The organism is Vibrio sp. 03_296, from assembly GCF_002265885.1.
In genome coordinates this window covers 79,924-105,721 of record NZ_NPKW01000118.1, presented here as the reverse complement: position 1 = coordinate 105,721, position 25,798 = coordinate 79,924, and the positions used below count along the sequence as shown (strand labels likewise).

The window sequence follows — 25,798 nt, the reverse complement described above, 5'->3', positions numbered from 1 at the left end:
GCAGAAGGGCATTATTTTAATGAATACATTAGTTTAGATCACATTATATGTCGGTACAAAGCTCCAATCTTAGATGGTTTATTAAGAAAAGTTGATGACTTGAGTCTTCGTACAAAGCGTTTGGCAATGCGCTTTACCCGTGTGTCGCCTAAACCGAAGGTTATAAAGCCTATCCCTCCTAAAGTTACAGCTTTTGTCATCTAAGAACACCTTCCTCTCTTCATGTCTACCACAAGATAGCTAAATGGTATAATCGGAATATTCAGATTGATATGGGCGATATGCTCTTTGGACTTAGACATTTGAGTACGCTCTACGAATTTACAGTTCTTATGCAAATTGTCTCTGCTTTGGAGAAGTGTGGCTGCGTATTAGTTCAGCAAGGTTGGAAAGACTATTCTGAGCAAGTATTTGGGGGAGTTGAAAAGGCTCGACCAACAAATCACTCTGAATAACTACATTTGAGTTCACCGACTCACAGCGAAAAAATGAATATAGAGCTATTTTATGAACCTAGAATTTGGACTTCAGAGAGAGCTCAACCCGGAGACCCAGTAGATGTATGTATTGAGCAATCAAGATCGGAAACACAGATATCGCTCTCCAGACTATGTAATTCGCTTGAGACTCCAAGGATTGGAAGAACCTATTCTGCTAATTTCGACGCTAAGTTTCTATCCGCTTATCGGGTAAAACTCAGAAACTACCAGACTTGGTAAATAAATACCTACTTGGGCTCCATCAGAAAAAAGCAAATGGTGAATTTGGGAAGTTACCTATACAAGCAGTTTGGGCTATTTACCCTAAAGGCAATGAACCAACAGTTAATTTCTATGCAAAGCAGCATTCTATTGGTGGCCCAGAACGTATTTTACCATCATTGGGGGGGATTCGAGTAAAACCGTAACGAAGGATGAACGGCTACCTMYACTGTTGGGAGAACTATTTGATCATGTTACAAATGAACATCAAGTCAAAGAGGTTTTGCTAGAGAAAACTGCATTAAGTAACTCGATAACCTCTCTACTTAAAACACATCAGGAGATATGGTCAAATTAAGTAATAAGTACAATCTCAATAGAGATAGTTTACCTCAACTAAAATCCGAGTGTTCTACACACTCGGATGTTTTAGCATATTTCTAGCCCTAAATATTGTGAGTATATTACTCTTGGGTTTAGGCATGTTTAAAAAGGAAAATATATGCTCATAAAAACTAGTTTTTAGGCATTCTGCTTGAGCTATATATTAGGCCCCCTCATTCCAACACACCATCCCATTACTCCCATCAATCTCAACTCTGTGATCTTGCTGCTTTCTCTATGCTTTTCCTGTTGAAAGTTTGTACAAGGCTGTCATTATCTACCACAAAATAAATGGGTTACATTTTGCGCCGTTTTTATGGGTGCGATGTGACCGAATAAGGACATCAAATGGGTGTGTCACCTATCGAGGTATACCATGCAATTTTCTACAATTTCTCGCGCGCTGTTGGCCGTTTCTACGATGACGTTGGCGATGCCAACTCAGGCTATCAAACTCACCGAAAACCAGATCGAACTGGGCATCAATACTCAAATCGCTTGGATGAAGGACTCTGGCGCATTTACCCAACTTGCGGCTTGCAGCGGCAAATCGGAAGCCACCATTATTCAAGGCTTTCGCAAGTTTATGGATAAGTGTGCGAGGGGCGATGAGAGCCAATATGAGCTTTGCTACAACAATGAGCTTAAATCACTGCTTGGGGTGACAGACGCACGCCTAGAAGCTTGTATCAATCAGTATGGTGATGATGACGAAGAGCGTTATTACGCACTGAAAGAGAAAGAAGAGAAGTTGCAAGCCGAGCTCGATCAGTTGAATAGCCGCAATGACGATTCCGACGCGCACTGGAATAAGATCGAAGCGCTAGAGAAACAACTTCAAGATCTCTATGCAGAGATGGAGCCGCTCGAGCAAGCAGAAGCGGATCGCTCGCAGCGTGAATGGGAGTTGGCGACCAATGAAGTGCGCAAAATGAATAAGAAACTCGCTCCGCTGAAAGAGCATGCCCCCCACAACCTACCCACTGGCCTGGATGAACCTTGGCTAGGTATGACACCGAGCTTTGATCACCTCCCACCTGAGTTGGCCTCAGCAAAAGAATCACAATGGGCCATTTGCGCCAATATGATCAAAGACGTGACCTTATCGGCGGAAAGCATTGGTGCGGTGAAGCATCAACCTGAAGCGTACGGCATTACCGATGAGCAAAATCAGCAAGCATTACGCGAGATGTACCATGCCTCCAGCGGCACCTTCCTCGATAAGATTGACGCGAAGATTGTTGAAATCAGCTTAAAGGATTGGCAATTTGCCCATACGGAGAAAGGGATGTACGACATTTCGAAAAAAGCGTGGGACTGGTGCCAAGCGCAACCTGCTGAGAATTTCGTCGGCCTTGATGACTCTCGCCTTTAATCGCAAGGCGTAAAACACGCCAGCCCCCCTCCACAAAAAAACGCGAAAAGTAAAAAGCACTGAGTGAGTTCAGTGCTTTTTTTGTTGGCGAGTATAAGCGCGGCTTACGCAGCGTTTTGGCTTGCTGGTCGCGTTTTAGGATGCAGGATGATGAGGCTCATGATGCCGAGCAATACGGCAAGCATCACTGAGGCAAAACGCACGAGGTCATCTGCAATGGCACTGATGCTGGTGGAGGTAATGCCGTAGAACACCAATACGACATAGCTGGAATACATCAACTGTATCGAGTTGAAGCTGGCTTTCCTCTCAATGGCATGAATACCCATGAACAACGCACTGACGATAGCGGCCCCCATGGAACCCACCAAGTTGACTTGAAAGAGGCTGACAACCAATGGTGGTATGGCATACAACACGCTGGCATAAGTGGTTATTAGCCTTCTGATGCCATAATCATGGCCAACGATGGGATCGGGATCTTTCAACACCAAGGCGACAATGATGGTGATGATGGTGCTTTGCTCCAAATCCATACGGATGGTGGTGATCAGCACGGCCATGATCAGCACGGTTTTCGCCATGGTCTGCCAATCGAGCGTATAGCGAATGGTGGAGGTTCGCCCTTGCACATTCGCAGCCATTGGCTCGCCCCCTGGGAACAGGAAGTAAGCCAAATACGCGACAAAACCCGCGATGAAGATGTTCGCTAACAAGGCAAATGGGATCTGCTCGACATCGATCCCTTTTTGTTGAGTAAACACCGCTATCATGGCGGTGGAGACGACCAAGAGTATCGCCAACACATCTTGCGTGTTCTTTTTCGTGCGCTCCATACACCAGTAGAAGACGCCAAATAAGAACAAGTAATAGACGTGTGGATAGTCTATCAACAAGTTGCTGACAAACGCCTGCATCCAAGCGGTGGCAAACAAAATGCCCCCCATAACCAGTATCATCACTGGCGGCGGCGGCTCGTGAGTGGTGGTGAGAAACACCACGCACATCGCCGGTGCGAGCAAGGGCAAATCGGTACCGAAAACGTATTGCCAAAACAGCAATAAGATTGGAAACAGCGCGACTCTGATCAGAGGGTTCGCGGCGCTACGATACATAACTAATATAACTCCATGCCCACATCCAGAGGTCTTGTAGTCGCTCTGCGATGTAGCTTTCCTCAGGATAGAAACCGACCACTGCGCGGCCACTGTATCTTAGAGTGATGTTGTCTGGTAAATCGGAAAACTCAATGTTGACCGGAAAACGCTGTGCTTTCGGGTTGTTCGTTGGTGAGGTCATTAAGCCTGTGCCAGCATCAACCGCTAAGCTGCCGTTACCGCTGCTGCCCCAACCAATGGAGGTGATGTTGCCTTCGAACACTTCACCTGGGTACGCATCAAAGACGATTTTCACTTTATCGCCCGTTTGTAGGTACGCGAGTGAGTTTTCTCTCACCATGGCGGTCAACCATAGGTTGTGATTGTTCACAAAAGTCAGCAGTGGCTGGCCTGCACCTGCGTAATCGCCCACGGCCAAATCCATATTGGTGATCACACCATCAGCGGGAGCCGTCAGTTTGGTGTGGTTGAGGTTGAGGAGCGCTTGTTCAAGACGGTTCAACACCGCTTGGATCTCTGGGTTTTCTTTGCCACGAGGACCAAACTCTTGTTTGGCTTTCTCTAACGCCGACGATGCTTGAGCTAGGTTAGCTTCGGCGGTATCGAGCTCGGCAACGATGTTATCCAACGTGGCTTGGCTGATGGTGCCTCGCTCTGCCAACACTCGGTTACGCTCAACGTTTTTTCTCGCGTTGGCGACTCGCACGCGCGCGGCCACTTCATTGGCTTTGGCCACGTTGATCGCTGCGGAATCCGCTTGGTAGGATTGCGCCGCTTTTTGTAGGTCAAATCGCGCCGCTTTGACGGCCAACTCAAAAGGTCGGTCATCAATGTTTAAGAGTGCATCACCCGCTTTCACTGCCGAGTTATTAACTATGTGAATTTCTGAGATAGGGCCAGAGACTTCTGGGCTAATGCGGATCACTTGGCCATTGATGCGCGCTTGATCCGTCATGGGCGTAACTCTATCGGCCCATAGTGTGTATACCCACAGGACCAGCACTGCGGCAAAAATATAGTAGGTAAACGAGCGCGCTTGTTTGAGTTTTTTGTTGTCGTCTGATGCGCTTGTTGTGGTGTTTTGTTCTGACATCGTTGTTCCTCAGTTAAATCGCTTTTTGCTCAAGTATATTCACTTTCTTGTAGATAATGCTGCTTTTGGTTCTCACTTCAACGACAATCGTAATCACAAAAGCAAACAGCCCTGTTAGCACAACCGCCGCCATTGGCGAAACCATCACGACGCCAGCGTACTTAGTCCAGATCACCGCCAACGCAACAAACCAGCCAAACAAAGCGCCTGCCTGCATTAAGGCGATGGGCAGGAGGTCTTTCCAAAATGAACGTTGTAGCTCATTCACCTGCGCGGGATGCGATGACTTTAGTTGATGAAGGAAGAGCTTTGAGGTGATCAAAGACAAAATGATCCCCAAACCAAACGTTAAAGAAATCGCCTGTCCCCAAACGGTCACTTGCGAGTTGGAGATCATCTCCATCGACATCGGGACCGAACTCATTCCTTTGAAGTGGTGACTTGCGATATAGCCGTTAATGGCACCGTTTATCAGTCCTGCGATGAATGAATCTTTTACTTGGATATTCATTATCTACCACCTAGCGAGTGTGAAGAATAAGGGCGGGGAGTATAATCCCATCACTCTACTGAATGCATACGCCAGCCTTGAAATCTCATATTCCAGCTTTGTATAGAATAACGGACACAATGATAGTGCCCGTTAATTTTTTGGTACAAAACGCGATGCGTTAGCTGAGTTTATAACGTGTCCAAACAAGGAATTACCGCTTGTAATGATAACGAACATTTAACAATAGTCCCCCTCCCAGCTATTCACTATGAAAACGCCTTACTATAGATGAATATCTCAAGTATTAATTTAAATGAAACTAATTGCATATTGTTTTTTGCCTACTACCTTTTTATAGTCAGAAATAACCAATCTGATTGATTCATTCAAATCAATAATAAAACTGCGATGGTATCGTTGAGCTAGGAGATAAATGCATGACAACACTGCACAATAACGAGTTCACCTTCAACATTGAAGGCCTATCAGAAATATCCTTTGTCGAAACAGACCATAAAATCACCAGCGGCCAACCCTATGAGGGGGTTACCTGTAAAGGGAATACTCTTATCGTTAAAGCCGGACGCCATAACTCAAAGGACGTAGCAAAGTGGTTCCTAAACAACACCAGAGAAGGTGGCTGTATAGCAAAAACATTCAATGACGAACGACCTGAAGAGCTCAATTTTGCTATTCGCGGTAAGCTAACTCTTTATATTCGTGGCGTCGCTTACACCTTCGATGACTTCGTGATAGGGCAAGGACACTTTCTATCAAACAATAATTGGTGGATTGGTTCAAAAGAGATGTTCGGCGTAACGTGGGGTAACGTAAACCAGCACTATGCTGAAGGTTTAGTGCAAGACTCTCTACGTGTCGTTAAGAACATTATTTCCGAAAACCCTGTTGGTAGTATCGTCGGTAGCGCCAAACTCATTGTTGATATTCTAGGCAAACGTAAAGTTGGCTCAGGCTCTATCGCAGCGCAAACCAGCGAGTCCGACACCGAAGTCGAATTGTTTTTGTTTCAAATGAACAATTCTGATACCGATGCAAGCATGACGGGTCGTTATCAACATCCATAACTTTTCCCAAACTCAGTTGGCCTAGCGGCAAAAGCAGCTAGGCTCAATTGACTCACAGATTAATACCCAAAACGTAACAAAGCTTTTGTTTGTGAGAATGCCCATCCTTTAGATGATGGATCTCAATAAACAATCGACATTGGAGAAAGATATGACGTACGTAGAGACTCGTAACTGGATGAGCGCGCTCGATCCTCAATTAACGCTGGACCAAATTTCTCTGCCGGGCACTCATGACTCTGGCACCCAGAAAGCACCTGCAGGCCCAGCCAGAACACAAAACTTCGATATTTATACTCAGCTAAATGACGGTATTCGTTTTCTTGATATTCGCGTCAAAGCAAACGGATCCAAGCTTGACTCTCTGAGTATTTTCCATGGCATCGTCAGCTGCGATATTTCTTTCGGAGATGTTCTTGATGATTGCTTGAAATTCCTTTCTGAAAATCCGACAGAAACCATCGTTATGCTCATGGATGCAGCAACAGGTAGCGGAAACGATATACAGGCAAAATTTGACGAATACATCGCTCTGGAAAAGTACCAGCACCTTTTTTATTTAGGGTCACGAGTACCGACATTGGCACAAGCTCAAAGTAAGATTGTATTGCTAAGACGCTTCCCTAGCAGTATGGGGATAGATCTATCCAAAGGTTGGGAAAAAAATAAAACCTTCACGCTAACTACGCCAGAAAACCAAGTATTTGCGATAGAAGATCAATATCAAGAACACGATACACACAAGAAAATGGCAGCCGTCCAAGCTTCAATTGACAATGCCATTGCGATACCTGACGACGGTGTAATGCATCTAACCTACAACAGCATTAGTTACTCATTTTTAGGCCATACCCCTTACCAGTACGCTTGGGGTGGAAGCATAAGTAAAGTCAACCCAAAAATGAATCCCGGTCTTGGCGAGTTCTTACGTAACAAAACTAGAGGAAATAGGTTCGGGATCGTGGTGTTGGATTTTTATAACAATGAACTGGGCCACATAGACAACAGCGTCGCTGAGCTTGTTATCAGCACCAATATCGGTGTTGCTTTGAAGAACAACGCTAATGCGAGCGAACCCGTCGTTAACCGTGAAGACCATTCCTATACATAAGGTATACTTTTTATTTTAAATCAAGACTTTGAGATTGGACGGAAGTTTGCTGGGATAGAGAAGTTAATAGCATCAAAAGCGCATCTATTAGCTTCAAAGACAGCTTGATTCCTACAAAGCCCAACATCCTAGAACAGTAGGAAAAATTCGACAACGCAAAGCAAAGTTCAATCGACATCAATGCCAACCCATGCTGTCATCGCATCTGACTGCATGGGTTTTTCACAAACCTCGCATCCATTAAACTCTTGCGACTCTATCTTATGCGTTAGCTGAGTTTATAACGTGTCCAAACTTGCGAGCGCCAACGCCTTGCCATGATGAGACCGCGGAACCACTCGTCGAGGGCAATCGCCATCCATGCGCCAAATACGCCGTAACCCCAGTGAATACCGAGCAGATACGAAAACACCACGCCCAAGCCCCACATGCTCAAAATGCCCATTTGCACTGGGAATTTGATGTCCCCCGCCCCTTTGAGCGCCGAGATGAAAATCAGGTTAAACACACGCCCCGCTTCCAACACAATGGAGCCCATAACTAAGGAGCCGGCTAACATGAGGATCTCCGGCTGCTGAGTAAACAGAGTTAAGATCGCATCACGCATAAAGTAGATGGTGCTCGCCACCGTGACCGAAGAAGCAAAGCCAACCAAGAAGTAGATTTGCACCCGTTTGGTGATGTTCTCTATCCACCCTTTACCAATGTAGTAACCAGTTTGAATTTGCGTTGCTTGGCCAATGGCTAAGGCAAACGCAAAAGAGAAACGTGCGATGTTCTGCGCGTAGGTAAACGCGGCAAGAGATGAAGTGCCCATCTGCACCACAAAATAGACGATGGTGATTTGCGCCATGTTGTACGAAAGCACTTCCCCTGCGTTCATACCGCCGATTTTGAGGATTTTCTTATAGACCGCGCTGGGCACTTGTGCGAGAGAACGCATCGGCAAATCAATTGAGCTGCGCCACAGTAGCACGCCCAAAATCGTCGTGCCGATCACTTGGCTGGCCACCGTTGCAATCGCCACGCCTTGCACGCCATACACGGGCAAACCAAACGGCTGATAGAGTGCAATGTAGTTACCGATGATGTTGAGCACGCCGCTGATGAGGTTAACCGTCATGGGCGAGCGCGAATAACCGTGGCTGCGCAAAATGGTGGTAAACACGATGCCAATGGTGACGTTAAAAGTCATCGCACCGCTGATGAGCAGATACTCTTGCGCGTATTGTTCCACCTGCGCTTCCAAACCGTAATAGGGCAACAAATGCGTTGCACCGAGCACCGCCAACACGCTGAGGATCACCCCAATCACGCTGGAGAGCGCAATACTTGCCACCCCAACGTGGGTGGCATCTTGATCGCGGCCTGCACCGTTGTATTGGGCAATGAGAATCCCAGTGCCGCTGCTGACAAAGGTAGAGACAATGATGAGGAAGAATGTCAGTTGGGTGATCACGCCCACCGCGGAAACCGCTTTGTCTGAATAACCAGAGAGCATGAATACATCACTGGTGCCGAGCGCTGTCCGTAGCAAAATCTCCACTAATATCGGCCACGCGAGCGTCACGATAGACATGCGCTGGTTGATATTTTGGGTTTTAGCCATTTTGTTGACCTTAAATATGAAAAATCGATCGTCGGAAAAACGAAAAACTGCTCCACAAAAGGGTTGCAGAGCAGTCTGAATGAACAATAAAAATGTGCGTCTTATTGTATAGGAACTGCGCAAAAAGACACACAAAATTCATGGCTAAATGTGGCGCAAACTGGCGGCACTTATTCCTCTTGTCGCTCAAAGCGTAAGGTTTGCAACACTGCGCCTTTTTTCACAAATTGGCTCTCTAGCCAGTACACACCCGATGACAGAGAGATCGCTCGACCTTCCACTTTGACACTCTGCCCGTTGGTACCATTGGTCGGCAGTGACATAGCAAACTCACCATTGATACTCAAACTGCAAGACGATTGCGCCAACGCTTCTCGATCGTAGGCCATCTGAGCAAAACAAAGGTAGGTGCCGCTGTGTTCTACCTGCAACAAACACTGGCTGGCGCTTTGGCTGTTGAGTTCGATGGTTTGATCCGCAAAACAGACGGGGGCCGATTCAGGCACGGCGTGACGCGCCTGTGCCGAAAGTGGCGCAAAAGGTTTCACCGCTTGATACGCCTGCAGCGGTCTTTGCATCACAGGCGCTTGCAAAATAAAGCGGCAGATGTTCATCGCGCTGCGTTGCAACTCGCCTAACGTCAACTCACCTTGCGCTAACGCCTGCAATGTGTCGTCGCCCATCGGGTTGCGCTCGGCAGCGTCGTTTTCCACCACCATGTAGAGATCATTTTGCGCTCGTAGCATGTAGCCAGTGAAGCGCTTACTCTCTTCGCCCCCGTCAACGGGGTGATTCATTTTTGCCCACCAGTCGGTCATCACAATGCCAGTGTAGCCCCATTCACCACGCAAAATGGTGGTGTTGAGATCATAATTGGACGCCGCCCAATGGCCGTTGACCGGATTGTAGGAAGTCATGATGGTGGACGCCTGACCATACTTCACCGCCATTTCAAACGGCTTGATGTGGATTTCACGCAGCGCGCGCTGCGACATCACGCTGTCCACATCCACGCGTGCGGTTTCTTGATCGTTGGCCGCAAAGTGTTTGATGGTGCCAGAAACGCCCGCTTGTTTTAAACCTGTGGTTTGCGCCGCCGCAATCCAACCCGTTAATAACGGGTCTTCGGAGAAATATTCGAAATTACGGCCATTGAGTGGGTGGCGATGAATATTGATGCCGGGGCCAAGTAACGTATCGATTTGGTACGCTTGTAATTCTTGGCCAACCAGATAATACAACTGCTGATTGAGCGCCGAGTTCCACGTGCAGGCAAGCAGCGTTCCAATCGGCACTTGCGTCGCTTGATGGCCACTGTCCATACGAATCCCAGACGGACCATCGGCCGCCGCGGCCACCGGAATGCCCAGCTCAAACAGCGAATCACACACCCCGCCAAACGCCGCCGCCGTACCCGGTGTCACTTTCGGGCTGCACATGCCTTCTCCACGGACTAGAGTCGCCAATTGCGCTGGCGTCAGTTGGGCAATGAAGGCTTCTAAATCGGCTTGGCCTTGGGCAACATCGGCCAACTTAATCCCTTGATCACCCGTAAAAGCATAGGTTGGCGGCAAGTTGGCTTCAATTCGCTGCGCCAAATCCACCGTACGCAATGGCACAGGCTGATAGCCAGTTTGATAGACGCCATTGGCTTGGCGCTCGGCGGGCACTAGGCGTTCAAACTCACGCGTTGGGGCACAGGCTTCTGCAAGGGTTTCTAGCACCCGCAGTTGGTCGAGTTGCCACACGGCATCAAGCAGCTCCGCTTGGCGTACGCTCCCCCCAAGGTAGAAACGGTATTCACCCGCTTCCAACACATAACTGTTTTTGTGCCCTGTCACGCCGCTGTCGTCATAGGAAGCCAAAGCCCACAACGGCACGGTAATTTGCACTCTTTCACGGCCATTCGGTGCAATTTCACCGCTTTTATCAAAACCACTTGCCAAGCGGTTTCCCCTTGTTTTGCCGCATCCGCTTCATCAGAGGCAAAACCATAGTTGGCATAGAGATCGAGCGTCGCCGCACCCAAATCCATCGCGTGCAATCGAGAGGTTAAGGCATAGATACCGGTGTCATTGCCCAGCGCGCCACCATCCCCGTTATCCACTTGGCCGACAAAGCCAAAATCAAACTTAGCGCCGCCCAAGTTAAGGTTTTTGAAGCCGCCGCCTTGGCCATCGTGGCTCATCCAAAAGTAGTCATTTAACCCTTGTTGTGGACGTTGATGGAAATCACGCCCCGCCCACACATAAAGTTCAGGCTGGCTTTCAAACAGATTGGTGGCCCCCGCGTAGGCTTTTTTCAAATTCAAACCACCCGGTGAACTCCATTGATCAATCCCCCATTGATCCATCATGAAGACGATGTCCCAAATCGCTCCGCCGTCGGTCTTAAAGGCTTTCGCAAGTTGAAACTCGCCGCCGTTTGCTTCGTTGCCGAGACGGCCCACCGCTGCGCCACTGCTGCCCACTTGCACGTAGCGATTATCCCCCGCTGCATAGTGCGCGCCGTAACGTGCATAGCCGGAAAACACAATGCCCAGTGGCACTTCGGTGTCTGGTGTGAGCACCGCAGGTTGTTGATCGTAGACGTAAGCGGTTTCCAGTTTGGCTTCGAGCTCCTGAATGCGTTTTTCCAACGCATCAAGATCAGATTCCGAGGTTGCAAAGGCAGAGACAGAAGCAAGCGAAGAGGCCACCGCAAGAGCAAGAGGTAAAAGTCGTAAGGTTTTCATGAGTGTTCCCTGTTTATGGTTATTGGTTGCCATAGTAGGGAATGAAAGGCTTGAAAATGTCGCCCCGCTTCACAGGCTGTTCTGACTCGAAGCGCCATGAAACTGGGCTAGGCAAGCGTGAAAACAGATTGTGTTTTGAGATCAGAAAGATAGAGAAACATGCAAGCCAAAGAGGACATTTGAAATCGGTTTCATTTCATGGCGATTAGCCAATGTCATCACGATTTCGAGTCACTGTTTGTTGTTTGAAAAGCTCATGCTACGTGAAATATTCATGACGGTGAAAGTTTTCATGATTGCGTGGTTATCGCATATCGAGCTCAACATTATCGTTTCATTCAGAATTCATAAATACACTCAATATCATAAACTTACAGACTGATTTTCGTCTTATTATTAGGAATAATTACATTAGAATTACATGACATTTGAGCCGCTAAGAGAACAAATAACCACCAGCATGAGATTATAAAAACAGCATACCGAGGCTATAATGACTGCATAATCAATAACAATCGGGTCACAGGAAATGAAGTATCTTGCTCTTGTTTGGGGCTTACTCATTGCACCTCAGGTGTACAGCTATAATTTGCAGATGGATATCCCCCATGCCCCAGCGGTTGTGTTAACCGTTCAGGATTTAGAGCAAATGGAAGCCACGCAATACACCACTATGCTTCCTTGGCTTAGCGCGCCAGCCACCTTTACCGGAGTCAAGCTCAGCACCCTTTTAGCGCAACAGTATGGCTTTATTCCTAATCGCGTCACTCTGCGCGCCTTAAACGACTACGCCGCCGACATCGATCTCTCTGATATCGAAAAATATCAGCCCATCGTTGCTTATTGGCAAGACGGCAAACCCATGCGAGTGAGAGATAAAGGTCCTTTCTGGCTCATCTACCCGCAATCTTCGTTTCCAAAAGAACTGAATATCGAACGCTACCATTCCCAGATGGTTTGGCAGTTAAAACAAATACATATCGCGAAGTGATGTGAAAACGAATAATGCAAAAAACAAACTTAAATCTTTATAAAGGGCCCTTTTCAACTTCAGCAAAACTGACTTTGCTGGCAGTGACCGTCTGCTTGTTGATCGCCAATCTTGCCCTACTGCAGGAAACGAGAACCTTGGCACGCTCTTACTCAGACTCACAAAATCAAGCCACTTGGTTTCTTTTCAATCTCTCGAAAGAGCTCTCTGAATTGGTGAGTGAATCGAGTCGCGCCGAAGACAGCAGCTACGACCTCAAGCGAGTCGAACTGAAATATGAGCTCACTTGGAGCCGTTTTGATTTGTTGATCAACAGTCGAGAAAGCGACACCTTTCTCTCGCGAAACGAAGTAAAAAGCTTTTTCGTCGATCTGTTTTACCAATTCCAAACGCTAGAGCAGCCGCTGCAACTCGCACTAAACGGTGATGACAACGCCGCTAAACTGTTTTACCGCGAAACCAGCCGCCTTTATCTGTCCATGATCGACTATGTGACGCGCAATTTCCGCGTCGCCAGCCCTTTGTATAAAGAACAGCAGATGCGCGCACACCTGCTCTTCCAAGCTCAGTTTGTGCTGTTAGGCATTTTTGTCTTGTGTGCTGGCTTCATGGCTTATTTCTTCTACAAAGAAGCCCGTTTTCACAAAAAGATGTCGTTAACCGATCCGCTGACTCAATTGCCAAACCGTATCGGTATGTTTTTGCACATGGATAAGTACATCCAGGACAAAGAGCATTTTTCGATCTACCTATTGGATCTCAATGGCTTCAAAGCCATCAATGACAATCTTGGCCATCAAGCGGGCGATGCCGCATTGCAAGAAGTGGCGCTGCGATTAAAAAAACTGGAAAACGCCTCAGTGCGAGTGTGCCGCATGGGAGGCGATGAATTTGCCGTGCTGTGCAAACATGTCACCAATGACGAACATCAGGTGCTCAATCAGGCGATTCATCAGCTGTTTGTGCCACCGATTGCCCTCGAACAAGGCCCAGCTAAGCTTTCCACCAGTTTAGGTCGAGCCTGTTTTCCAGATGATTCAGAAAACGTGGATGCGCTTATCAATCTTGCCGACAAACGCATGTACCGCATGAAGTTTTCTCGCTAGCGCTTATTTGGCAGCATCCAGGTCACCCGATGCTTCCACCCCTTTCCTAATAAAATGCCTTCGTAAAGAAATATCGCGCTCTTAAGGGTTTCTTAAGTTTCGCCTCTTACCTTGTCAGTAACCAACGAGTTAAGGGGCGCATCATGAAACGGAATCCATCACTCTCGACCGCACAGCCATCACTGCAGTCTGCTGGCGCAAAACTGGATACGACTCAGTTACAACAAGTGAGCTTAGAGATTGTCTATCCACATCATCCCATGTGGGAGGCAGCGGTTGAGTATGTCAAACAGCGTTATGAGCTGGCCTTTTCCGCCCATTTGCACCAGTTCATGCCCGCTTACTTGGTGTTGGCGCATCAAGGCCATCTGCTTTCTCTGTGTGGATTTCGTATAGCGGCAGACGAGCCCCTATTTCTTGAGCAGTACTTAGTTCAGCCCGCCGAACAGGTTCTGTCTCAACGCTTTTCCTCAGACATCCAACGTTCCAACTTAATTGAATTTGGCCATTTGGCCTCGTTCACCAAAGGCACTTCACCCACTCATTTTTATTTGATGGCCGAGATGTTGGTTTCCATGGGTTTCGAATGGTGCATTTTTACTGCCACCGACCCACTGCATGCGTTGATGACTCGCATGGGCTTAGAGCCACAAGAGATCGCCCGTGCTGACCCAAACTGCCTCGCCAATGCACAGAGTTGGGGCAGCTATTACGACCACCAACCACGCATTCTGGCCGGAAACCTGAGAAAAGGGTTGGACCGCTTGCATGCCCTCTTTCAACGCTCACAACGCCACGCCTAGGAGGAAAGCATGAACCTAATCATTCAAACCTTGCAGCAGTATGCTGAGCAGCGCCCAGAGCAAGTGGCTTTCTTTGGCCTCAATGACGAAGGTCGCGAGCAGAGCTACACCTATCTGCAATTGCTGCAGGCGGTCCGCCAAACGGCACAGCAACTGCAAGAGCGCAATATTTCGGCATTGGCGCTTCGAGCAGAAAACAGTCTCAACTGGCTGATTGTCGATCTCGCTGCGATGATGGCCAACGTGGTGATCGTGCCAATCCCGATGTTCTTTTCACCGCTGCAAGTGGCACACAGTTTAGAAGCGGCAGGGATCACCTATTTATTGGGTGATTGGCAATCTGATGCTCAACTCGGTGAAATGGCTGGGCTGGCGCTTTATCATCGCCCTTGTGACGGAGAAGTGGGGTATCTGCCTAATACGGGGAAAATTACCTTTACTTCTGGTTCGACAGGGACCCCAAAAGGGGTCTGTTTAAGCCACGAACATTTGGCCAATGTCAGCCAAGCATTAGCCAACGGGCTCGCTTTAACTCAAGGGGCGCATCTGGTGCTGCTGCCACTGTCCACCTTGCTAGAGAACATCACCGGAATTTACGTGCCTTTATTGCTTGGCCTGCCGTCCATCATTCTGCCAGGCCACAAAGTGGGGTTATTAGGCTCAAGCCAATTTGACCCTGCTCTCTTTGCCAAGGCTCTGGCGCACTATCACCCAGCCACACTGGTGCTTACCCCCGCCTTGTTGATGGCATTGATTGGCGTGGTTCACGCCAAGCCAGAACTTGCCCATTCACTGCACTTTGTCGCGGTAGGCGGCGCAAAAGTCGCCGCGGGGCTGATTCATCAAGCTCATAGCCTCGGCATTCCTGCCTTTGAAGGCTATGGTTTATCGGAATGTGGCTCGGTGGTTTGCTTGAATTTGCCCCAGAATCATCAAGTGGGCAGCTGTGGACAGCCGCTGCCCCATTGCCAAGTTCGTATTTCTGACGATGGTGAATTGCTGGTCAAAGGCAACAGCGCGTTAGGCTATTTGCAACAGCCTTTTGAGCAAGAGTGGTTAGCCACTGGGGATCTCGCCAGCATCGATGAAGACGGCTTTGTCCACCTTTCTGGCCGCAAAAAAAACCTCATCATCACCGCTTACGGACGCAATGTTTGCCCTGAGTGGCTTGAATCTCAAGCGCAAATTTTCTTGCCCGGACAGCCTTTTATTGTCACAGGGGATGGCCAACAGGCGCTTTGCGCCATCGCCCAACCGAGTTCGCAGCTTGCGCAGCAGCTCATCAGCTTAAACGCATCGTTACCAGACTACGCACGTATCCATTATTTGATTGAGGTTGAACAACTCACCACGATCAGTAACTGGTTTACGGCCAATGGCAAGCTGCAACGACAAAACGTGGAGCGCGATGCCGCTTTTCTGCTTGCGCAGCAGCCAACCCATTTTTTACAACATCCGGTTCAGATCACCGAACTCACCAAACAGCCGACAACTTTGCCCACGGAGGTGCCCATGCACACATTCTTCGACCAACTCAAACAACACACACTCACTGCACAGCAAGAGATGTTACAAGCACCGGTGATCGGCCAAGTGATGAGTGGCGCGATTTCCAAATCCCTCTATGTTGCGTTTCTCACCCAAGCTTATCACCACGTTAAACACACGGTGCCACTTCTCATGGCATGTGGGGGGCGCTTATCCGGCCAATACGAGTGGGTACGAGAAGCGTTGGCAGAGTACATCGACGAAGAAAAAGGGCACCAAGAGTGGATCTTAAACGACATTCGCGCCTGTGGTGGTGATGCCATTGCAGTGAAAAACAATCTTGGCGAAGGCAAAGCGGGACGCGCCATTGAGTTGATGGTGGCTTATCTCTATCACCACATCGATCGCCACAATCCGCTCGCCCTGTTTGGCATGGTGTGGGTATTGGAAGGCACCAGTGTCGGCATTGGCGGTCAAATGGCTCAGCAAATTCAACGCACTTTGCAACTGCCTAACGAAGCGATGAGTTACCTCACCTCGCACAGCGTGCTCGACCAGAGCCACTTGCAGTTTTTTGAACGCTTAATGAATCAAATTACCGATCCAAACGACCAACAAGTGATCATCGACTCCGCCAATATGGTCTTTTCACTCTACGGTGAAATGCTGCGTTCGTTAGGCGAGCATACACAGCAACAAGCGGCTTAAGGAGGCACTATGCAACTTTCTCAGGCAAACATATTGCTCACTGGCGCCACTGGCGGCATTGGCCAAGCAACGGCAAAAACCCTCGCAAGGCTCGGTGCAAACGTAATTTTGCAAGGACGCAATGAGCAAAAACTGCGCGCCTTAAAAAATCAGCTCTCCGGTGCAGAACGCCACCACATTTTGTTGGCCGATCTGGCGAGTGAAGAGGGCATCGCAGCCGTGAATCGCTTTGCGCAGCAACACTATGAGAATCATCAGCGCATCAATGTGTTGATCAACAACGCAGGCTGCAACGCGTTTGCCCCCTTGAGTCAGCGAAGCGCCCACGAGCTTGAACAAGAGCTCAAACTCAACTTGCTGACGCCAATGTTGCTCAGCCAAGCGGCGCTCTCTTGGCTGAGCCGCCCTGGCATTATCCTCAATATTGGCTCGACGTTTGGCTCTATTGGCTACCCTGGTTACAGCAGCTACTGCGCGGCCAAAGCGGGGTTGCATCGCTTTAGCGAAGCGCTTGATCGAGAGCTGACGGCAGAGGAAATCCGCGTGCTCTATCTTGCCCCTAGAGCCACTTCAACATCACTCAACTCCGAGGCCGTGGTGCAGATGAACCAACAGTTGGGTAATCGTAGTGACGACCCACAAGTGGTCGCTGACCACATCGTCCTCATGCTGGAAAAAGAGATCGCGGCCAAGTGGATTGGCTGGCCAGAAAAGCTCTTTGCCCGGCTCAATCAACTGCTGCCCAGCGCTGTAGCCAACGCCATTCGCAAACAGCAACACACCATTGAACAGTTCATCAACCGAACCAGTCACTGAAAAGGAGTTCGCTATGAAACGTATTTTAACGACCTCGAGCATCTTAGCGCTCAGCATGCTTTCCGCCAGCAGCTTTGCTGTCACCCCATTGCAGGATGTGCAAAGCAAATGGGCGGTATGCCAATATCAGGTTGAAGATGAGGATCAAAAAATCAAGTGTTTAGAAAACTTGATCATGCATAATACCGCCATGTTGCAGCAGATGCCTGACAACCCCGAACTCACCGTTTGGTTAGCCATCAATAAGGCCTCTCTTGCCGGCGCAGAAGGTGGGTTAGGTGCATTATCCTTAGCCAAAGAAGCCAAAGCGCTGCTTGAAAAAGTGATTGCCACCGCCCCAAATACACTCGATGGCTCGGCCTACACCAGTTTGGGCTCGCTCTACTACAAAGTCCCTGGCTGGCCACTGGGCTTTGGCGACGACGAAAAAGCGGAAGAAATGTTGAAAAAAGCGTTAGAGATCAACCCAAAAGGCATTGATCCCAACTATTTTTATGGAGACTTTCTCGCAGAGGATGGCAGACGCACAGAGGCCAAAGTCTATTTGACCCGCGCCAAACAAGCCGAGCCACGACTCAATCGACTCTTGGCTGATAAAGGCAGACAACTTGAAATTGATGCCGCATTGGAGAAACTGAAATAAATCATGCGATTACTACTGATTGAAGACGACACACTGCTTGGCCAATCCATGGTGACTTCGCTAAGTCGCCATGGCTATACGGTCGATTGGTTAGAAAAAGGCTCGGGCGTCACCAGCGCACTGAAAACCGAAGATTTCACGGCGGTGATCCTCGATTTAACCTTACCGGATATCGATGGCTTAGACGTGCTGCGCAACATTCGCAGCGCTGGCTTCAACTTGCCAGTGGTGATTTTGACCGCCAGAGACGACATCAAAGATCGCGTTCAAGGCTTAGACCGCGGCGCGGACGATTATCTGGGCAAACCTTTTGCGCTCGAAGAGTTGTTGGCCCGTTTGCGAGTGGTGATTCGTCGTCAATCTGGCAGCGCTACGGAAGTGATTGACGTGGGCGAACTGAGCCTTTCCCTTTCCGATCAGTCCATTCGTTATCAAGAGGCCGTTTTAAAACTGACGCGCAACGAGTTCAAAATCCTTGCGGCGTTAATGACCAATGCCGGACGAGTGATGAGTAAAGATCAGTTACAGCAGTCTCTACACGGTTGGGATGACAGTGCCAGCGACAACGCCATTGAAGTACACATTCACAACTTGCGCAAAAAGGCACCCAACGTGCCGATAAAAAACATTCGTGGCGTGGGGTACATCATTGAAAAGTAGCCAACCCTTCTCCATCAAGCGACGCTTAACGCTCTCTGTGAGTTTGCTTTCCTGCTTCTTGCTGATCATGACCATGTATTTCAGCTACAGCTCTGCGCAGCATGAAGTGGGAGAAGTGTACGATGCACGCTTGGGTCAAACAGCAAAACTGATGTTGATGGCATGGTCCATCGCACCCGAGAAAGACAGCCTGCAGCAGCACCAACAACAGTTTGAGCAGTGGCGCACCAACTTACGCCGCCTCGCTCGAGAAGATGATGACGAAGGCACCGCATTTGGCCATCCTTACGAGCAAAATCTGGTGTTGCAGTTTTTCCGTCATGGCGATCTGATTTGGAGCTCCGATTCATCGTTGGCGGCGCTAGGCTCAGAGAAGCAAAAAAACGGCTTTCGTGATACTCAGATGAATGGCGAACGTTGGCGTATTTTTCAGCTTTCTTCCCCTCCCGATTCCGGCCATTCTGAGTGGATTGTGGTGGCAGAAAATCATCGCATTCGCAATGAAATCATCAGTGAAATTGCCCTTTCGACCGCTCTGCCACAACTCATTTTGCTGCCCGCTTTGTTGGTTTTGCTACTTTGGTTAATCGATAAACATTTTCACCCTATTGAAGAGCTGAGAACGGCGATCAGCCATCGCAGTGTCAGCAAACTCGACCGAATCAACGTAGATCACCCTACCCTAGAACTTGACCCACTGGTTGATACTCTCAATCAGTTGTTAAACGAGTTGGAACAAGCGTGGCAACGAGAAAAACGCTTTACGCGCACCGCGGCTCACGAGCTGAAAACCCCTCTCACTATTTTGCGCCTGAATGCAGAGAATGCTCTCGCCAGCGAGAGCCCGCAGCAACTTTCTCACGACCTCAATAACATCCTCAAAGGCATCGACCGTACCGACCGTTTGATTCACCAGTTATTGACCTTGGCCAAGGTAGATAACGCGAGTGATCTGGCGTGCGACAGCATCGAACTCGATAAGCTGCTGCAAAGTGTGATGGCGGACATGGCGTTGTTGGCCTTAAAGCAGCAACAAGAGCTCAGTTTGCAGAGCGAAGAAGTGTTGTTGCAAGGTGACAAAACTCTGCTCGAAGCGCTGTTTCGCAACCTACTGGATAACGCAATTCGCTACTCGGGCGCACAAAGCGAAATTGACATCAGCGTAGTGGAAACCCATCAATATGTGGACGTGTTGGTGGCCGATAATGGCAGTGCAATTGACGAAGCCAGCCGCGGCAAGTTATTCGAACCCTTCTTTCGCGCCAACAGTGAAAAAGGCGATGGTGCGGGTTTGGGCATGGCAATTTGCCAAGACATTGCCAAATTACATAACGCCACACTCGAATTGCTCCCTCGCAGCGAGCATCGCAATGTCTTTCGTGTGCGCTTTTGGCGAACTCACCCGTAAGTGCCAACAGTGCAAACAGAGCCAACGGGCATAAGAGGCAACATATCACGACAAAAAGGCGCAGTTCGCGCCTTTTCTCTAATTTTTCTGGTTGCAATTAGGCTATCGCAATCACTCAAAATACTTACGATACAAGGCTTGGGTCCAGCCTTCCATTTCCATTTGATGAAGAGCTTGCCGGAACTCATCAATCACCGAACCGGGCACTAACTCCATCGGCATGTTGTTCCAAGCTAAAGGTAAGTTGGGGTCATAGGCCGGATTCTCTTGGCCTTGAAACAAAGCAGAATTGCGACTAAATCCCGCCCAAGAAGGTGAGCTGCGATCAACAAACTGAGGGTGAATCATCATATCGTTTAGGCCCTCCGTTTTGAGGTAGTAACGTAAAGTGTCTTCCTCATAGACATAGAAGTCCGCTCGTCCACGACGTAAAAAGGTCATGGCTCGTCCTACGTCTAGTTCAGAAACCGTAAACTGATTCATTTTCGAGGTATCGCGCCCCACAAGGTAATCAGGATTTCCCAGCGCCACCAGTTGCATAACCCCGTCAAGGCTGGTTGCCTGCGTCATGAGTGGCCGTCCCTTGAGCGTGACCGCCACGTCACGTTGATAAGTGCCATTGGGTACCCAATAAGCGTATTTCGCGCGCTCCAAATCAAAAGCGAAACCGGGGTAGAAATCGATCTCACCCGCTTCTAACGCCAACAATACTCTCAGCTTGGGCAAGCGCACCACTTTGAGCTTTGCACCAATCCGCTTGGCGGCCTCATCATACAGCTCGAAGTAGAAACCATCATCACTGGGTTCCGCATGAATGTAGGGCATTTTTTCCGTCGTGCGGTAGCCCATGATGATCTCTGTCGTGGCCAAGCTGGGATAGATAAATCCACATAAAAGCAGCAACAATCCAAAGCGCATGATCTTTCCTCTGGCAGTTTATGACTCCATCAGAATAACCATAGACCATCTCGCAGAGATTAACGTTCTTTGCTCTTCTATAGTGCCTGTCTCATCGCATGGGCAATCACCTCAAAGCGTGCTGGCAGAGTGCGCGCTTTTTTGCTGATTAAGTAAAGAGATTCCTCCACTCGCTGAGCGCTTGGGTAGATGGCCAAATGCTCAGTCAATGAAAATTGGCTCATTGCCGAGTGAGGCAATACCGTGAAGCCAAGACCTTGAGCGACGGGCAATAAAATTTGGCTAAGTTGATTCACATAGCCCCTTGCTGGAATGTGTCGCGTGTCCATTTGGCTTTGATCCGTTTCACCACACAAAGTCAAATAAAGCTCTAAATAATGGTGGGCATCCGGGTGTTCAATGAGCCCTAACGCGATTATGTCGTCCAATGTTTTCCCTTGATATTGAGCTGGATAAAACAGACACAGTTCATCGGTGCCCATTTTTTCAACCTCAAACAAGGCAGGTTGAGGAAGGTGAGTAACAATGCCTAAATCGACATCGCCATTGAGCACTTCTTGGATGATTTTATGATTAGGCGCCACTTCCAACTGCGGAATCAGTTCTGGGTATTTACATTGTAAATCGAGCAATTGCGGATAAAGTTTTAACCCCAGCGCCCCAGAACACGCCACCCGGAAGACACCCGCATGTGGGTTGTCAAACTGCAAACTTTGCAGCAGTTCTGCTTGCTCACTTTCTAACTGCTTTGCGTATTGATAGACGCGTAGCCCCGCTTCGGTGATTTCAAAACTCTTCTTATCACGCTCAATGAGCGCAGCGCCACAGCTCTCTTCTAACTTGCGAATGTGTTGGCTGACGCCCGGCTGAGTCATAAAAAGCTTTTCAGCGGTTTTGGTAAAGTGGCCAACCTCAATCAAGGTTTTAAAGGTCGTCAACCAAACTGGATTTAACATCGCTTGCCCACCTACATTGCTGCTCAATAATAAAAACAAAAAATTATTAAAATAATAAATTATGATAATTTCAAGTAATAATTCTAACTCCCTATACTCTCTCCATCGAAACAGATTAGCCAATCACAACGGATTAACTAATCGAATCTAATCAACGAAAAGAACCAACAAGAGCTTGGAGAAGAACGATGAAAATGAATCACGTAGGCATCATGGTCGGCGACATGGACAAAGCGGTAGAATTTTACACCCATGCACTTGGCCTAAAAATCGTCATGAACAACACCAAAGTGGTGGAAGAACGTGAAAGCGCCATCGGTAGAATGTGTATTGCAGTATTTGGCGAAGGCTTTAAGGGCTTTAACATCGCCCACCTCGTCACTACCGACGGCATTGGCGTTGAACTGTTTGAAATGAAAGAGCGCCAAGAGCGTCACGTTGTGGACTTCTCTCGCCTTGGTATCTTCCACTTCTGTCTACAAACCGACGATTTTGAAGGCGTCATTAAACGCACAGAAGAGTTTGGCGGCAAAGTGCGTATGGACATCATGCGTTACCACCCAGAAGACGACAGCAAGCCTGCGAAGATGGTCTACCTAGAAGACCCATTTGGTAACTTGTTTGAGCTTTACTCGCACACCTACGAAGAAACCTACGCCTCAGATTACGAGTAATCAGGTATAAAAATGGGTTAGCGTAAAAAATGGATTAGCCGAAAAGCTAATCCATTTTTATTTCAAGCACATGGCAGGGCTATCACTCGGTGCTGCCGTTTTTGTCCGTCCTATTTAGGCTCCAACAACAACGTCATTCGTTTCGTACCTTCGCCAAAAGTATTCTTCGCTCTTTGTTGAACCTCTTCCAGCGTGATGCTTTGTGCGGTTTGCTCATAGTTCAGCAGGGCATCAATCCCGTAGTGGTTAATCAAATAACGGGTATAGAATCCGTTACGAAAGCGTGGATCGCTGTCCAGTGATCTTAAGTCAACACTGAGCTGTTTTGCCGCGGTGTCCACTTCCTCTTGCGTGATATTTTTCGCCAACTCAGCAATCACTTGTTCGATTTGCTGGTCCATCAACTTAGCGTCTTTGGGCGCTATCTGCAACTCAAAGAACCAATCTGACACCGTTTCTTGGTCTTGCATCATCGGATACACCGCTGGGCTGTAATCCAAACTCGCTTCTTCACGCAGTTGCGTGAGCACTCGCGCCAAACTGATTCTTTGCAGCATGTCTTCGATAAACATATCTTTGCCCACTTTTGCTGCAACGTGAGGATTCAACACGCGTACTAAATGCAAGGTTGACTTCTCACTGCCCTCTTTCACCACGCTGTAAGCCGGTAAGTTGTCTTTATACACAACGGCATAATCCAACGCTGGCGCGGGTTGCATCTCGATAGACGCCACATATTGTCTCAGCAATGGCGCCACTTGCTCTGGCGTAAGATCGGCAATCAGCACCATTTTGAAACCACGATTTTGACCAAACAGCGTCTGATGAATCGCGTCGATTTGCTCCACGGTCACGGGGCTCACTTCATCCGCCGTCACGAGGCGATGTCGAGTATGATCTGGATAAGAAGACTGATTGCCCTTCAAGACCAACTGACCAACACCGGATTTCAAATAAGCTGAACGGTTTTGCTCAAACTCTTTCTTCACGGCCTGAAGTTGGCGAGGATCGATATTGATTTCTGTAGCAAGGTTGTAGAGCGCATTCAAGGTGATGGCCAATTTTTCTTTGGCACCTATCATTTCCACTCCATGATAGGTGGTGCCCAAAATAGGATTGAGCATCAAATCATTTTTGCGCAAGTAGCTGTCCAGTTCCGTGCCGGAAAAATCCCCCAAGCCGCTGCGAACGGCGGTATGGGTTGCTAATTCATAGGCGGGATACAAACTCGGATCAATCGCAGCTTTGCCACCGAGGCTGGCAAAGTTGATGTAAGCGCGATCACCCGCTTTGCTGTCTTGCTGGAACCAGACTTCGACACCATTGGAAAGCGAATAGACTTTGAAACCACCTTCATGGTCTTGAACATCGACAATTTGCCCAGCCTGCTGCGGCTGAAGAAAACCTTCATCTTTCGCTGCAAGGGTTAATGGCTTCACTCCAGGGCGTTGATACGCTTCGGCGATTTTCATTGGTGTGGTTGCCCACGTTGCCATGCGATCACCAGGCCCGAGTCCCATTATGAATGGCACGGGTTGATCAAGTACGCCTTGCAACTGATTGTTGGCCGTTTCAAGGGAATTCAGCGCAATAAATTGGGTAAGATTGGCTTGATAATCTTGCTTCGATTGAGTGACGTTGTTTTGGTCCAAATCGATCATCCGGCTATCAGCGAAATGAAAGGGCTTACGTTGCTGCCAATCGCTTTCCAAATTCGTCAACTCGCTACGATAACCAGACATCACGCTGTCGAGCTCTTGTTGGCTAACACCATAGTCGCGCAGCGACGCCAATGTCTCAACAAACAAACGGTGCATGTCGTGTCGTTGGCCCGGCGAAAACGACACCCCACCTGCGATCAGGCGGCTGTAGTTGTTGGCAAACGCATTGGCGTAGGCGTACTGAAACGGCTCCGCAGCATCATTGAGCACCGAATAGAGACGCTGTTGAATCAACTTAGCACTGACATCGTCATGCCACATCTGTTGTTGTTGCGCTTGTGTACGCATGCCAACAAACCCGCGGTCGATAGCAAAATGGACACTTGGCGATTCCATCACGCTGCTAAACAGCACTCTCGGCTCTGTTTTTACTGGAATGTCACGGCGTTTCTCAACGGTGTTGTTGGCCGTTGCCTGCCAACTGGCAAACTTTTCATCAATGATGGTGGCGATCTCTTCAACGCGAACATTACCGGTGATGATCAACTCAGAGTATTGCGGTTGATACCAAGTTTGGTAGAAGGACTTCAAGGATTCTGCCGTGGCATTTTCAATGGATTCTTGATCGCCAATCGGATCATGCTTCTCATAAACAGTGCCATCAATGGAAGCGTAGTAAGCATTAAACGAAAAGGATGTATCTTCAGGTCGTGAGCGTCGCCACTCGCCTAAAATCACGCCTTTCTCTTTCTCCACCTCTTGTGGTGCAAACTCGATGCCGTCACTGACATCGCGCATCCAAGTGAGAGCGTCTTGCAAATGAGCCGCGTCATTAAGCTCAAGTTTGTAGGTGGTTTGCTGATACGCGGTAAACGCATTGATGTCAGCGCCAAAACTGCCACCCGCTTGAGCGAACAGTTTGATCACCTCGTTACCCGAAAAGTGTTGGCTACCATTGAACGCCATATGCTCCACAAAATGGGCATACCCTTTTTGCTGCTCGTTCTCTTGGAATGACCCAATGTTGACCGTAAAACGCAGCGAGATTTCCTGATCATCCGTCGGGTAAATGTGGTATTTCATGCCATTGGGCAACTGACCAACGCTCCAGTTGGCGTCTTGTTGCAATGGCGTGGAGTTGGGGGTTAAAGCACAACCTGACAGTAGTAATGCTGGGAAGAACAACATATTTCGCATAAATCTCGTCCCTAGTAATAATTCTCTTAGAGAATATATCGCCATCGTCCTATTCAACCTATTTTA

General features: G+C 48.5%; 20 protein-coding genes and 3 pseudogenes. 14 read left to right on the top strand and 9 right to left on the bottom strand.

What is annotated here, in order from left to right; all coding sequences use genetic code 11:
* Both CIK04_RS33375 and CIK04_RS14590 read left to right on the top strand, forming a co-directional pair.
* Window positions 1-204: hypothetical protein (locus CIK04_RS33375; protein WP_325205718.1), on the top strand; the 204-nt coding region annotated here is incomplete at its 5' end.
* Between the two features lie 1,257 nt (window positions 205-1,461).
* Window positions 1,462-2,460 carry a hypothetical protein gene (locus CIK04_RS14590; protein WP_097352489.1) on the top strand — a complete coding sequence of 333 codons (999 nt, stop codon included), beginning with the start codon at window positions 1,462-1,464 and terminating at the stop codon, window positions 2,458-2,460.
* Window positions 2,461-2,564: 104 nt separating this feature from the next.
* On the opposite strand, the gene CIK04_RS14585 is transcribed toward CIK04_RS14590, so the two are convergent.
* Genes CIK04_RS14585 through CIK04_RS14575 form a run of 3 tightly spaced genes read right to left on the bottom strand, consistent with a single transcriptional unit; the run spans window position 2,565 to window position 5,182 of the window.
* Window positions 2,565-3,575, bottom strand: a complete 1,011-nt coding sequence (locus CIK04_RS14585) for a DUF2955 domain-containing protein (protein ID WP_038939189.1) — start codon at window positions 3,573-3,575, stop codon at window positions 2,565-2,567.
* Window positions 3,565-4,671, bottom strand: coding sequence for an HlyD family secretion protein (locus tag CIK04_RS14580; protein ID WP_097352488.1), 1,107 nt, complete (start codon window positions 4,669-4,671; stop codon window positions 3,565-3,567). Before CIK04_RS14580 ends, CIK04_RS14585 begins: the two co-directional genes overlap by 11 nt.
* A 13-nt stretch (window positions 4,672-4,684) precedes the next feature.
* Window positions 4,685-5,182: a permease gene (locus CIK04_RS14575; protein ID WP_097352487.1), complete on the bottom strand. Its 498-nt coding sequence runs from the start codon at window positions 5,180-5,182 to the stop codon at window positions 4,685-4,687.
* A 419-nt stretch (window positions 5,183-5,601) separates the two neighbouring features.
* On the opposite strand from CIK04_RS14575, the gene CIK04_RS14570 reads away from it, so the two are divergent.
* Both CIK04_RS14570 and CIK04_RS14565 read left to right on the top strand, forming a co-directional pair.
* A complete protein-coding gene (locus tag CIK04_RS14570) occupies window positions 5,602-6,249 on the top strand; it encodes a hypothetical protein (protein ID WP_039541133.1) in 648 nt (215 codons plus the stop codon).
* 151 nt (window positions 6,250-6,400) lie between these two features.
* Window positions 6,401-7,360: a phosphatidylinositol-specific phospholipase C gene (locus tag CIK04_RS14565; protein WP_097352486.1), complete on the top strand. Its 960-nt coding sequence runs from the start codon at window positions 6,401-6,403 to the stop codon at window positions 7,358-7,360.
* Window positions 7,361-7,628: 268 nt separating this feature from the next.
* Here CIK04_RS14565 and CIK04_RS14560 read toward each other — a convergent pair whose 3' ends face one another.
* The 3 genes and pseudogenes from CIK04_RS14560 to CIK04_RS14550 form a co-directional block, all read right to left on the bottom strand.
* Window positions 7,629-8,969, bottom strand: coding sequence for an MATE family efflux transporter (locus CIK04_RS14560; protein ID WP_017421781.1), 1,341 nt, complete (start codon window positions 8,967-8,969; stop codon window positions 7,629-7,631).
* 170 nt (window positions 8,970-9,139) lie between these two features.
* Window positions 9,140-10,906 (bottom strand): annotated as a pseudogene (locus CIK04_RS14555) (glycoside hydrolase family 3 N-terminal domain-containing protein); the annotation flags it as partial.
* 29 nt (window positions 10,907-10,935) lie between these two features.
* A pseudogene (locus tag CIK04_RS14550) lies at window positions 10,936-11,703 on the bottom strand (carbohydrate porin); the annotation flags it as partial.
* 529 nt (window positions 11,704-12,232) lie between these two features.
* Here CIK04_RS14550 and CIK04_RS14545 point away from each other — a divergent pair.
* From CIK04_RS14545 to CIK04_RS14510, 9 genes and pseudogenes are all read left to right on the top strand, one after another.
* On the top strand, window positions 12,233-12,694 hold the full coding sequence (locus tag CIK04_RS14545) for a molybdopterin-dependent oxidoreductase (RefSeq protein WP_017421760.1): 462 nt from the start codon (window positions 12,233-12,235) through the stop codon (window positions 12,692-12,694).
* Window positions 12,695-12,708: 14 nt separating this feature from the next.
* Complete coding sequence (locus CIK04_RS14540) at window positions 12,709-13,800, top strand: GGDEF domain-containing protein (protein WP_097352485.1); 1,092 nt, start codon at window positions 12,709-12,711, stop codon at window positions 13,798-13,800.
* A 143-nt stretch (window positions 13,801-13,943) separates the two neighbouring features.
* A complete protein-coding gene (locus CIK04_RS14535; protein ID WP_097352484.1) occupies window positions 13,944-14,603 on the top strand; it encodes a thermostable hemolysin in 660 nt (219 codons plus the stop codon).
* A gap of 9 nt (window positions 14,604-14,612) precedes the next feature.
* Window positions 14,613-15,602, top strand: a pseudogene (locus CIK04_RS33370) (AMP-binding protein); the annotation flags it as partial.
* Between the two features lie 513 nt (window positions 15,603-16,115).
* Window positions 16,116-16,799, top strand: coding sequence for a TenA family transcriptional regulator (locus CIK04_RS33365; RefSeq protein ID WP_232708646.1), 684 nt, complete (start codon window positions 16,116-16,118; stop codon window positions 16,797-16,799).
* Between the two features lie 9 nt (window positions 16,800-16,808).
* Complete coding sequence (locus tag CIK04_RS14525) at window positions 16,809-17,615, top strand: SDR family oxidoreductase (RefSeq protein ID WP_039561177.1); 807 nt, start codon at window positions 16,809-16,811, stop codon at window positions 17,613-17,615.
* Between the two features lie 55 nt (window positions 17,616-17,670).
* Window positions 17,671-18,258: a tetratricopeptide repeat protein gene (locus tag CIK04_RS14520; RefSeq protein ID WP_086017731.1), complete on the top strand. Its 588-nt coding sequence runs from the start codon at window positions 17,671-17,673 to the stop codon at window positions 18,256-18,258.
* 3 nt (window positions 18,259-18,261) lie between these two features.
* On the top strand, window positions 18,262-18,918 hold the full coding sequence (locus tag CIK04_RS14515; protein ID WP_053543286.1) for a response regulator: 657 nt from the start codon (window positions 18,262-18,264) through the stop codon (window positions 18,916-18,918).
* On the top strand, window positions 18,908-20,326 hold the full coding sequence (locus CIK04_RS14510; RefSeq protein ID WP_176463343.1) for an ATP-binding protein: 1,419 nt from the start codon (window positions 18,908-18,910) through the stop codon (window positions 20,324-20,326). Before CIK04_RS14515 ends, CIK04_RS14510 begins: the two co-directional genes overlap by 11 nt.
* Before the next feature lie 111 nt (window positions 20,327-20,437).
* Here the strand turns inward: CIK04_RS14510 and CIK04_RS14505 are convergent, their stop codons facing one another.
* Together CIK04_RS14505 and CIK04_RS14500 are read right to left on the bottom strand one after the other, a co-directional pair.
* Window positions 20,438-21,244 (bottom strand): ABC transporter substrate-binding protein, encoded by an 807-nt coding sequence (locus CIK04_RS14505; protein WP_097352481.1) that lies wholly within the window; start codon window positions 21,242-21,244, stop codon window positions 20,438-20,440.
* Window positions 21,245-21,321: 77 nt separating this feature from the next.
* Entirely contained in the window at window positions 21,322-22,200 is an 879-nt protein-coding gene (locus CIK04_RS14500; RefSeq protein WP_017421756.1) for a LysR family transcriptional regulator, read from the bottom strand.
* 188 nt (window positions 22,201-22,388) lie between these two features.
* Here CIK04_RS14500 and CIK04_RS14495 point away from each other — a divergent pair, with 188 nt between their 5' ends.
* Complete coding sequence (locus CIK04_RS14495) at window positions 22,389-22,874, top strand: VOC family protein (protein WP_026050592.1); 486 nt, start codon at window positions 22,389-22,391, stop codon at window positions 22,872-22,874.
* Window positions 22,875-22,984: 110 nt separating this feature from the next.
* Here the strand turns inward: CIK04_RS14495 and CIK04_RS14490 are convergent, their stop codons facing one another.
* Window positions 22,985-25,732, bottom strand: coding sequence for a pitrilysin family protein (locus CIK04_RS14490; RefSeq protein WP_097352480.1), 2,748 nt, complete (start codon window positions 25,730-25,732; stop codon window positions 22,985-22,987).
* Between the last annotated feature and the right edge of the window lie 66 nt (window positions 25,733-25,798).